Here is a 1,865-nt window from a genome sequence, read left to right as displayed (position 1 = left end):
ATCCTGTCCATGGTGACGAAATCGGCCAACGACTCCGCCACCGCGCTCGGCGAGTTGCTCGGCGGCAGCGAGGACAATTTCGCCCGTATGATGACCGCCAAGGCGCGCCAGCTCGGCATGAACGGCACCGTCTTCCGCAACGCCAACGGTCTGCCCGACCCCGGCCAGTTTACCACCGCGCACGACATGGCCATGCTTGGCATCGCGCTGCGCGAGCACTTCCCGCAATATTACGGCTATTTCTCGCAACGCTCGTTCCTGTATGGCCGCCAGCGCATCAACGGCCACAACCGTCTGCTCGGCCGTATCAAGGGCGTCGACGGCATCAAGACCGGCTACACCCGCGCCTCGGGCTACAATCTCGTCTCCTCCGTCGCAGACGGCGACCGCCGCCTCGTCGCGGTGGTGATGGGCGGCGCTTCCGGCCGCAGCCGCGACAACCAGATGGCCGCGCTGATCACCACCTATCTGCCGCGCGCCTCGACGCGCGGCGGCGGCGATCTCATCGCCAAGGGCAACGACAACCCGATCAAGACGCTGGCCAAGGTCTTTTTGCCCAAGCATGACGCACCGACTCCGGACGAAAAGCCGGCGACGGACGACACTGTCGTTGCCTCGGCCGACGACGTCCAGGACGACACCCAACAGGTCGCCGAAGAGACGAAGCCCGTGATCCAGGTCAGGAAGGTGAAGACGGTTGCCGTGGCCGCCGTGGCGCCGGCTGCCAAGCCGCAGGAGACCACATCGCAGGCGGTCACGGCCTATGCCGAACCGACACCCGCCGCGCCGGCGATCGATCCGGTGAAGACGTCGTCGGTGCCGTCAGGCTGGGTGGTTCAGGTCGCTTCCTCGCCCACCAAAACCGGAGCTCAGAGCCTTCTGGATCAAACCGCCAAGCAGGCGCCGAAGGTCCTCTCCGATGCTTCCGGCTTCACCGTCGCCTTCGACAAGGACGGCGTCACCTACTACCGCGCCCGCTTCGGCGGCTTCGGCTCGAAGAATGCCGCCTGGAAGGCCTGCGATGCCCTGAAGCGGAAGAAAATCTCGTGCTACGCCGTCGAGCAATAGGCGGCTGTTCAAATCTCCCGGAAGGTACCGGCGTCGAAGGAGACTAATCGTGATTGGAGAGCAGGACGTCCTTGGCTTCATTGATCCGCGCCGCCAGGACAGACGTGCCACCGACATCGGCGTTCAGGCGCTGCATCAGGCGGCGGTGCGCCTTGCGGATATCCGCCGCGGCGGCCCCCGCTTCAAGACCAAGGACCTTGTAGGCCTCCTCCTTAGTCATGGCGCCCGCACCTGGCGCAACACTCAGCCCTTCGCCACTGTGCGGCTGCGCGTCCTTGCGCCAGACGGGAAAACGGCCGTCAAGATACGTCTCTAGGAGCTGGCGGCTCTCCGGATCGGGGCTGAGCTCGCCATAAAGCTGGCGCAGATCCGTCAGCCCCATCGCGCCAAGCATCTTGCCTTCATAGCGCCCGGCCAGAACAAGCCCCTCGAGCCTGCCGCTGTCATGGTCGAGGTCCATTTCAAGCGCAGCGGTGCGCACCGTCGAATGCTTGGAAGCGGCAGCCCGCGCCGGAGGCCGTCTCGTGCGAATCCAGCCGACCCAGGCGAGCGCCGCGAGCAGAAGCAGTCCGCCGATGAGGCTGCGGCCGAAGACCAGCATGGGCGCGCCGACCAGCCCCAGCAAAGCCGGCCCGAGCGATCGCAGACCGTCGGCCATCCTCGCCGCATCAGCACGCACGAAGAGCAACGCGGCGCCAAAAAGCACCACAAGGATTGCCGCCAATGCGAGGATCACACCCATCGGTTTGCGCCGCCATACGGATGACTGAGCATAGGAAATAGGATGGGACCTAGGT

At 65.4% G+C, this 1,865-nt stretch carries 2 protein-coding genes; one reads left to right on the top strand and one right to left on the bottom strand.

Annotated elements, in window-relative coordinates:
* On the top strand, positions 1-1,068 hold a 1,068-nt coding region (locus tag EOA24_RS36355; RefSeq protein WP_127410730.1), incomplete at its 5' end, for a D-alanyl-D-alanine carboxypeptidase.
* A 43-nt stretch (positions 1,069-1,111) separates the two neighbouring features.
* Here the strand turns inward: EOA24_RS36355 and EOA24_RS36350 are convergent.
* The gene (locus EOA24_RS36350) at positions 1,112-1,810 is read right to left on the bottom strand and encodes a molecular chaperone DnaJ (protein ID WP_126082638.1); all 699 of its coding nucleotides are present in this window, start codon (positions 1,808-1,810) and stop codon (positions 1,112-1,114) included.
* Between the last annotated feature and the right edge of the window lie 55 nt (positions 1,811-1,865).

The sequence above is a fragment of the Mesorhizobium sp. M2A.F.Ca.ET.039.01.1.1 genome (assembly GCF_003998035.1).
In the GTDB taxonomy this organism is placed as follows: Bacteria; Pseudomonadota; Alphaproteobacteria; order Rhizobiales; family Rhizobiaceae; genus Mesorhizobium.
Note: the sequence above shows the minus strand (reverse complement) of the source record. Positions and strands in the feature narration are given on the sequence as shown.